Source organism: Streptomyces sp. Mut1 (genome assembly GCF_030719295.1).
Taxonomy (GTDB): domain Bacteria; phylum Actinomycetota; class Actinomycetes; order Streptomycetales; family Streptomycetaceae; genus Streptomyces; species Streptomyces castrisilvae.
The window spans coordinates 167,267-176,411 of sequence record NZ_CP120998.1 but is presented as its reverse complement, the minus strand read 5'-3'; the positions used below and the strand labels follow the sequence as shown (position 1 = coordinate 176,411).

At 71.2% G+C, this 9,145-nt stretch carries 1 protein-coding gene and 1 pseudogene; both read left to right on the top strand.

Going from position 1 to position 9,145, the window contains the following annotated elements:
• Nucleotides 1-24: 24 nt before the first annotated feature.
• A pseudogene (locus P8A18_RS34495) lies at nt 25-2,598 on the top strand (type I polyketide synthase); the annotation flags it as partial.
• Between the two features lie 159 nt (nt 2,599-2,757).
• The gene (locus P8A18_RS33660) at nt 2,758-9,123 is read left to right on the top strand and encodes a type I polyketide synthase (RefSeq protein WP_511101562.1); all 6,366 of its coding nucleotides are present in this window, start codon (nt 2,758-2,760) and stop codon (nt 9,121-9,123) included.
• The last annotated feature ends 22 nt before the right edge of the window (nt 9,124-9,145 follow it).

Genomic DNA, 9,145 nt, shown 5'->3' with positions numbered 1-9,145 from the left:
AGCGCCGACGGCGAGCAGGAGAAACTGCTCGGCTACCTCAAGAAGGTCACCGGCGACCTCCGCCAGGCACACCGCAGACTGCGGGAGATCGAGGCGGCGAGCACCGAACCGATCGCCATCATCGGCATGGGCTGCCGGCTGCCCGGCGGCGTCCGCTCCCCGCAGGAGCTGTGGCAGCTCCTCGACCGGGCGGGCGACGGCATGTCCACCTTCCCCGTCGACCGGGACTGGGACCTGGAACGGCTCTTCGGACCCGACTCCAGCCTGCCGGGCACCAGCCACGCCCGCGAAGGCGGCTTCACCTACGACGCCACCGAGTTCGACCCCGCCTTCTTCGGCCTCAGTCCGCGCGAAGCCCTCGCGATGGACCCGCAGCAGCGGATGCTGCTCCAGACCTCCTGGGAGGCCTTCGAACACGCCGGCATCGACCCCACCGGCCTGAAGAACAGCGACACCGGCGTCTTCGTCGGCGCGGCCTCCACCGGCTACGGATCACACCTGACCGAACTCCCGCAGGGCGTCGAGGGCTACCTCCTCACCGGCAACTCCATGGCCGTCGCCTCCGGCCGCATCGCCTACACCCTCGGCCTCAAGGGCCCCGCCGTCACCGTCGACACGGCCTGCTCCTCCTCCCTGGTCGCGCTCCACATGGCCGTCCAGTCGCTGCGCTCCGGCGAATGCTCCCTCGCCCTCGTCGGGGGCGTCACCGTGATGTCGACGCCCGGCATGTTCCTGGAGTTCAGCCGCCAGCAGGGCCTGTCGGCCGACAGCCGCTGCAAGGCGTTCTCCGACGACGCCGACGGCACCGGCTGGTCCGAGGGCGCCGGCCTGCTGGTCCTGGGCCGCCTGTCCGACGCCGTCCGCGACGGACACCGCGTCCTGGCGGTGGTGCGCGGCACAGCCGTCAACCAGGACGGCGCGTCCAACGGCCTCACCGTCCCGAACGGTCCCTCGCAGCAGCAGGTCATCCGGTCGGCGCTGGACAACGCCCACCTCGCGCCGACGGACGTGGACGCGGTGGAGGCGCACGGCACGGGCACCAAGCTGGGCGACCCGATCGAGGCGCAGGCACTCCTTGCCACGTACGGGCAGAAGCGTCCTGCGGACCAGCCGTTGTGGCTGGGCTCGGTGAAGTCGAACATCGGGCACACGCAGGCCGCTGCCGGTGTCGCGGGTGTCATGAAGATGGTCCTCGCGATGCGGAACGAGACGCTCCCGAAGACCCTGTACGCGGAGAAGCCCTCGACCCACGTGGACTGGTCGGAGGGCGGGGTCGAACTCCTGACGGAGGCCAGGAACTGGCCGCGCGGCGAACGCCCGCGCAGGGCGGGCATCTCGTCCTTCGGCATCAGCGGTACGAACGCCCACGTCATCCTGGAGGAGGCCCCCGCCCCGGCGGAGCGGGAACGGGCCGGCACGGACGCCGACACGGGCACGGACACGGGCACAGGCACAGGCGCAGGCACGGACACAGTGACCCCGCCGGTCCTGCCCTGGCCGCTGTCCACCCGTCAGCCGGAAGCCCTCCCCGAACTCGCGGCCCGCCTCCGCACCTCCCTGACCGCCCACCCGCACACCCGCCTCCAGGACGTCGGCCACACCCTGGCCACGGGCCGCGCCGCGTTCGAACACCGGGCCGTGGTCCTGGCCCCCGACGCGGAATCGGCCCTCGCCGACCTGACCGCCCTCGCCACCGGCAACGCGACCGCCGGCCGCGTGGTCCGGGGCACGGCCGCGGGCCGGGGCGGACGCGGCCGGAGGCGGCTGGCGTTCGTGTTCTCGGGTCAGGGTGGTCAGCGGGTCGGGATGGGCCGGGAGCTGGCGGAGGCGTTCCCGGTGTTCGCGGCGGCGCTGGATGAGGTGTGTGGGCATTTCGAGGGCCTGCGTGAGGTGATGTTCGGTGATGCGGAGGCGTTGAAGAACACGGGTTGGGCGCAGCCGGCGTTGTTCGCGGTCGAGGTGGCGTTGTTCCGGCTGGTGGAGTCGTGGGGGGTGCGGCCGGATTATCTGGTCGGTCACTCGGTGGGTGAGCTGGCTGCCGCGCATGTGGCGGGGGTCTTCTCGCTGGCGGATGCGTGCGGGCTGGTGTCGGCGCGTGCGGGTTTGATGCGGGCGCTGCCGGCGGGCGGGGCGATGTGGGCGGTACGGGCGACGCCGGACGAGGTGACTCCGCTGTTGGTGGAGGGTGCCTCGGTGGCGGCGGTGAACGCCCCCGGTCAGGTCGTCGTCTCCGGTACGCGCGAGGCCGTCGAGGCGGTGGCCGCTCAGCTCGCCGACCGCCAGGGGCGCTGGCTGGAGGTCAGCCACGCGTTCCACTCGGCGCTGATGGACCCGATGCTCGCCGAATTCGCGGCCGCTGCGGGCAAGCTGACGTACGACGCCCCGCACATCCCGATCGTCTCCACGCTGACGGGTGAGCCGGTCACCGGGTTCACCGCCTCGTACTGGACGGATCAGGTCCGGGGCACGGTCCGCTTCGCCGACGCCATCACCCACCTGAAGTCCCTGGGCGTCACCCGGTTCCTGGAGCTGGGCCCGGACGCCACGCTGACCGGTGCCATCGATGAGACGTGCGAGGGCGACGCCCTCACCGTGGCGGCGCTGAACCGGAAGCGGCCCGAGTCCGATACGCCGGTGCGCGCCCTGGCCCAGCTGTGGGCCGACGGCCACCCGGTCGACTGGCACCACTTCTACGCCGCCACGGACGCACAGCGCACCGACCTGCCGACGTACCCCTTCGCCCGGGACCGCTACTGGATGCAGAACCCCGAAGGGGCCAAGCCCCAGCGGCAGGAACGGGAACCCGGGGACGGCCTGACCTATGAGGTGTCCTGGACCCCGTTGGGGGCTGTCGGCGCCGCCGGTGCCGATGTGTCGGGCGACTGGTTGATTGTTGAGCCGGCTGGTGCTGAGGAGGCGTCGTGGGCGGATGCGCTTGCTGAGGAGCTGGCGGGGCGGGGTGGGCAGGTCGCCCGGCTGGAGTTGGGCGCGGCGGATCTGGACCGTTCGGCGCTGGCGGCTCGGCTCGGGGAGTCCGCGGATTACGCGCGTGTGGTGTCGTTCCTGGGCCAGGAGGAGTCGGGGTCGGGTGGCGTTGCCGCGTCGGCTGTCCTCGTGCAGGCGTTGGGTGACGCGGGGGTTGCTTGCCCGGTGTGGTGGGTGACGTCGGGTGCGGTGTCGGTGGGTCCTGGTGATGTGGTTACGCGTCCGGTGCGGGCTGGTGTGTGGGGTCTGGGCCGGGTTGTCGCGTTGGAGGAGCCGGGGCGTTGGGGTGGTCTCGTTGACGTTCCGGATCAGGTGGCGCAGGGCGCTGTCGGCCGGTTGCTTGAGGTGCTGGCCGGTGGTTGTGGGGATGAGGACGAGGTCGCGGTGCGGGCCGGGGCGGTGCTCGGTCGTCGTCTGGCGCCCGCGCGGTCCGGCGACGCGGCGTGGTCGCCCGCCGGAACGGTGCTGGTCACGGGTGGTACGGGTGCGTTGGGCGCCCGGGTGGCGCGTTGGGCGGTGGAGCGCGGTGCCGAGCGCGTCGTGCTCGTGAGCCGGCGCGGCCCGGAGGCGGAGGGCGCGCAGGAGCTGCGGGAGGGACTTCAGGCCCTGGGTGCCGAGGTCGACGTGGTGGCCTGTGATGTGGCCGTGCGGGCGGAGGTGGAGGGCCTCTTCGAGCGGTTCGACGTCTCGGCTGTGGTGCATACGGCCGGGGTTCTGGACGACGGTGTGGTTGACGGTCTGACTCCGGAGCGGGTGGCTGGGGTCTGGGACGCCAAGGCGACAGGGGCCTGGAATCTCCATCACGCGTCGTTGGGTCGTGAGCTGGACGCGTTCGTGTTGTTCTCGTCGGCTGCTGGTGTGTGGGGTGGTGCGGGGCAGGGTGCGTACGCGGCGGCGAATGCGGCGCTGGACGGGCTGGTGGAGTACCGACGTGCGCAGGGTCTTGCCGGTTCCTCGATCGGGTGGGGGCCGTGGGCCGAGGGCGGGATGGCGGACGACGCCACCGTCCTGGCCCGAGCCGAACGCGGCGGGCTGACCCCGCTCGCGCCCGAGTCCGCACTCCGCGTCCTCGGCTCGGCGTCGGGTTGTGTGACGGTCGCGGATGTGGACTGGGAGCGCTTCGTCCCCGGGATGACCGCGCTGCGGCCGAACCCTCTGTGGGACGAGGTCGCGCCGCGTCGGGCGGAACGCCCGGCAGTCGGCGGCGGGGGGCTGCGGGAGCGGCTGGCCGGGGTGTCGGGGGTCGCCCGGCGTTCGCTGGTGATGGATGTGGTGCGCGGGCAGGTGGCGGCCGTGCTCGGGTTCGCCGACCCGGCGGCCGTTGAGGTGTCGAAGGCCTTCCGCGACCTGGGCTTCGACTCCCTGACCGCCGTCGAACTGCGCAACGCGCTCACCGCCGAGACCGGTCTCACCCTGGCGTCCACGGTTGTCTTCGACTACCCGTCGGTCGAGGCGCTGACCACGTTCGTGGTGACCAAACTGTTCGGATCGGACGAGGAGCCGGCGGCACCGGGTGTGGTGCCGGTGCGCCAGGCCGTGGGCGATGATCCGGTGGTCGTGGTGGGTATGGGCTGCCGCTTCCCCGGTGGTGCGAACTCCCCGGAGGAGCTGTGGCGGCTGCTCGTGGAGGGCACCGACGCGCTGGGCGGCTTCCCCGCCGACCGTGGCTGGGAGCTGGAGGGCGGTGCGGCCGGCCAGGGCTTCGCGCCCGTCGGCGGGTTCGTTGCCGGTGCGACGGACTTCGACGCCGGTCTGTTCGGGATCTCGCCGCGTGAGGCGCTTGCCATGGACCCGCAGCAGCGGTTGCTGCTGGAGGTCGTGTGGGAGTCGCTGGAGCGGTCGGGCATCGCCCCGTACTCGCTGAAGGGGCTCCCGGTCGGCGTCTTCGCCGGGACGAACGGCCAGGACTACCCGGCGCTGCTGGCCCTGGCCGGTGAGTCGGGCGACGGATACGGCGGTACGGGGAATTCGGGCAGCGTGTTGTCGGGACGGGTCTCCTACGCGCTGGGCCTCGAAGGCCCGGCGGTGACGGTGGATACCGCGTGCTCGTCGTCGCTGGTCGCGCTCCATTTGGCCGCGCAGGCGCTCCGGTTGGGTGAGTGCGATCTTGCGCTGGCCGGTGGCGTGACAGTGATGTCGACGCCGGGTGCCTTCATCGAGTTCGAGAAGCAGGGTGGCCTGGCTGGGGATGGCCGGTGCAAGGCGTTCTCGGAGGATGCGGACGGTACGGGGTGGGGTGAGGGCGTAGGCGTTCTGGTTCTGGAGCGCCTGTCGGATGCCCGCAGCAAGGGCCACCAGGTGCTGGCGGTGGTGCGGGGTAGTGCGGTGAATCAGGATGGTGCGTCGAATGGTCTGACGGCGCCGAATGGTCCTTCGCAGCAGCGGGTGATTCGGCAGGCGTTGGCGACTGCTGGTCTGTCGGCCGCTGAGGTGGATGCGGTGGAGGCGCACGGCACGGGTACGAAGCTGGGTGACCCGATCGAGGCGCAGGCGCTGTTGGCCACGTACGGCCAGGACCGGCCTGCGGACCAGCCGCTGTGGCTCGGTTCGATCAAGTCGAACATTGGTCACACGCAGGCTGCTGCTGGTGTCGCGGGTGTCATGAAGATGATTCTGGCGATGCGGAACGGGACCCTGCCGGAGTCCTTGCACGTGGGGGCTCCGTCGTCCCACGTGGACTGGTCGGAGGGCGCGGTCGAGCTGCTGGACCGGGCTCGGGAGTGGGTGCCCGGTGACCGGCCGAGGCGGGCGGGTGTGTCCGCGTTCGGCGTGAGTGGGACGAACGCGCACGTGATCATCGAGGAGGCGCCGGAGCTTACGCGGGAGCCGGTGGCCCCGGACTTCGCGCTGCCCGTGGTGCCGTGGCTGGTGTCGTCCAAGACGGCGGCCGGTGTCGCGGAGCAGGTGCGGCGGCTGACGGCCGGGGTGGAGGGTCTGGACGCGGCCGATGTCGGCCTGTCGCTGGCGACGGCCCGGGCCGCCCTGGAGCACCGGGCTGTTGTCATCGGTACCGGTACGGGGGAGCTGGGCGAGCAGTTGGCGCCGGTCGTGGCCCGTGATGGCCTGACCGGGTTTGTTTTCTCGGGTCAGGGCGGTCAGCGGGTCGGCATGGGCCAGGAGCTGGCAGGGGTCTTCCCGGTGTTCGCCACGGTCCTGGACGAGGTGTGTGAGCACTTCGACGGGCTGCGTGAGGTGATGTTCGCTGATGCGGATTCCCTGAAGAACACCGGTTGGGCGCAGCCGGCGTTGTTTGCGGTCGAGGTGGCGTTGTTCCGGCTGGTGGAGTCGTGGGGGGTGCGCCCGGACTACCTCGTCGGTCACTCGGTGGGTGAGCTGGCCGCCGTGCATGTGGCGGGGGTGCTGTCCCTGGCAGATGCGTGCCGGCTGGTGGCCGCGCGCGCCGGTTTGATGCAGGCGCTGCCGACGGGCGGCGCGATGTGGGCCGTACGGGCGACCCCCGAGGAGGTCACCCCGCTGCTGGTGGAGGGTGCCTCGGTCGCGGCCGTGAACGCTCCGGGACAGGTCGTCGTGTCGGGTACGCGCGAGGCGGTCGAGGCGGTGGCGGCTCAGCTCGGCGACCGGCAGGGGCGTTGGCTGGAGGTCAGTCACGCGTTCCACTCGCACCTGATGGACCCGATGCTCGCCGAATTCACCAACGCCGCCGGTGAGTTGACGTACGACACCCCGGACATTCCGATCGTGTCGACGCTGACGGGTGAGCTGACTGGGGAGTTCACCGCTTCGTACTGGGCCGACCAGGTCCGAGGCACGGTCCGCTTCGCCGACGCGGTCACCCGGCTCAAGGCGCTCGGCGTCACCCGGTTCCTGGAGCTGGGCCCCGACGCGAGCCTTGTGGGTGCGATCGGTGAGAGCGACGAGGACGCGTTCGCCGTCGCGGCGCTGAATCGTAAGCAGTCCGAACCGGCCACCGCCGTCACCGCGCTCGCCCGGCTCTGGGCGGACGGGGCGGATGTCGACTGGGCGGCGTTCTACGCCCCGACCGGCGCCCGCACCGTCGACCTGCCCACGTACGCCTTCCAGCGGGAACGCTACTGGCCGGGTGTGCGGCGGGAGTCTGTGGTGGCTTCGGCTGCTGATGCCGTGTTCTGGGATGCGGTGGAGCGTGGTGACGGTGAGTTGTTCGCGGCGGAGTTCGGTGTTGATGTGGGGGCGCCGTTGCGGGAGACGTTGCCGGCGTTTTCGGCGTGGCAGCGTCGTCGTCGGGAGCGTGAGGCGAGTGACCGGCTGCGTTATGAGGTGTCCTGGGCTCCGTTGCGGTCTGCGGTTGTTGATGTGTCGGGTGGTGGCTGGCTGATTGTTGAGCCGGCTGGTGCTGAGGATGCGTCGTGGGCGGATGCGCTTGCGGAGGAGCTGACAGGGCGGGGTGGGCAGGTCACCCGGTTGCGGCTGGAGTCCGGCGATCTGGACCGTTCGGCGCTGGCGGCTCGGCTTGAGCTGTTCGCCGATCACGCGCGTGTGGTGTCGTTCCTGGGTCAGGAGGAGTCGGGGTCGGGTGGTGTTGCCGCGTCGGCTGTCCTTGTCCAGGCGTTGGGTGACGCGGGGGTTGCTTGCCCGGTGTGGTGGGTGACGTCGGGTGCGGTGTCGGCGGGGCCTGGTGATGTGGTTACGCGTCCGGTGCGGGCTGGTGTGTGGGGTCTGGGCCGGGTTGTCGCGTTGGAGGAGCCGGGGCGTTGGGGCGGGTTGGTCGATGTCCCGGACAAGACGTCCCGGGAGGCCGTTGGCCGGCTCGTTGAGGTGGTGGCCGGTGGTTGTGGGGATGAGGACGAGGTTGCGGTGCGCGGCGGGGCGGTGCTCGGTCGTCGTCTGGTGTCTGCGCGGTCCGGGGACGCGGCGTGGTCGCCCGCCGGAACGGTGCTGGTGTCGGGTGGTACGGGTGCGCTGGGTGCTCGGGTGGCGCGTTGGGTGGCGGAGCGGGGCGCCGAGCATGTCGTCCTGATCAGCCGGCGCGGCCCGGAAGCCGAAGGCGCGCAAGAGCTGCTGACCGAGCTTCGTGCCCTGGGCGCCGCAGCCGATGTAGTGGCCTGTGATGTGGCCGTACGCTCCGAAGTGGAGGCGCTCTTCGCACGCTTTGACGTCTCGGCGGTCGTACACACGGCCGGGGTCCTGGACGACGGTGTCGTTGACGGTCTGACTCCGGAGCGGGTGGCCGGGGTCTGGGACGCCAAGGCAGCAGGAGCCTGGAATCTCCATCACGCGTCGTTGGGTCGTGAGCTGGACGCGTTCGTGTTGTTCTCGTCGGCTGCTGGTGTGTGGGGCGGTGCGGGGCAGGGTGCGTACGCGGCGGCGAATGCGGCGCTGGACGGGCTGGTGGAGTACCGGCGTGCGCAGGGTCTTGCCGGTTCCTCGATCGGGTGGGGGCCGTGGGCGGAAGGCGGGATGGCGGACGACGCCACCGTCCTGGCCCGGATGGACCGTGGCGGCGTACGACCGCTCGACCCCGACACCGCACTCGACATCCTGGGCTCGGCGGAAGGCTGCTTCGCCGTGGCCGACATGGACTGGGAACGGTTCGTATCGTCCGTGACGGCCCTGCGCGCGAACCGTCTCTGGGACGAGGTCGCGCCGCGTAGGGCGGAACGCCCGGCCGTTGAAGCCGGGGGACTGGGCGAGCGGCTGGCCGGGCTGTCGGACGTGGCACGGCGTTCGCTGGTGATGGATGTGGTGCGCGGGCAGGTGGCGGCCGTGCTCGGGTTCGCCGACCCGGCGGCCGTGGAGGTGTCGAAGGCCTTCCGCGACCTGGGCTTCGACTCCCTGACCGCTGTCGAACTGCGCAACGCGCTCACCGCCGAGACCGGTCTCAAGCTCCCCTCGACGCTGGCCTTCGACCACCCGACCACCCTGGCCCTGACCGAGTTCCTGCTCGGCGAGCTGGGTGGGGAGTCGGGCGACGAGGTCCGGGACGTAGCAGCCGAACTGGACCGGATCGAGGCCGCCCTGCTCGCTCTGCCCGCCCCCGAGTACGCACGGCTGAGGATCGCGACGCGCCTGCAACAACTGATGAAACGACTGGACGGTGCGCCAACCGATACGAGTGCCGTGGACATCTCGGCGAAGATCGAAGCCGCTACATCCGACGACATTTTTGCTCTTATCGATCATGAGATCGGGAAGCGGTGAGCTTGATGAGTAACGAGGACAA